Below are 321 nucleotides of genomic sequence, written 5' to 3'. Positions count from 1 at the left end.
TGACCGCCGAGCAGAAACAGACGGTTTCGAGTATCTTAAGTTTGGGCGGCGCGGCGGTTGGCGTAACCGGCGGCTCAACGGCGGATACGGTAGCCGGCGGGCAGGCAGCGCAGAGGGCGGTGGAGAACAATACGACGGTTGAAGAGCTGCGTATAGAAGCCGTAAGGGAAGCCGAATTGCGCAATCGGGATCCCGAGTGGGATAAGGCTTACCGGTTGGGGGAAAGAAAGCAGTTGGAAGTAGTGAACTTTCTGGCTGATTTTATTCCTGTGATAGGCGATATAAAAGGTTTTGCAGAAGCCGAAACCAAAGGCGACTATT

The 321-nt window shown here is 54.5% G+C and carries 1 protein-coding gene; it reads left to right on the top strand.

Going from position 1 to position 321, the window contains the following annotated elements:
* Positions 1-321, top strand: a 321-nt coding sequence (locus NQ012_RS13000; RefSeq protein WP_257067985.1) for a VENN motif pre-toxin domain-containing protein, incomplete at both ends; no start/stop codon positions are given.

Origin of the sequence: Neisseria dentiae, from assembly GCF_024580525.1 — a bacterium.
Classification (GTDB): domain Bacteria; phylum Pseudomonadota; class Gammaproteobacteria; order Burkholderiales; family Neisseriaceae; genus Neisseria; species Neisseria dentiae_A.
The sequence above is the reverse complement of the archived record's forward strand: the minus strand, read 5'-3'. Positions and strand labels throughout refer to the sequence as shown.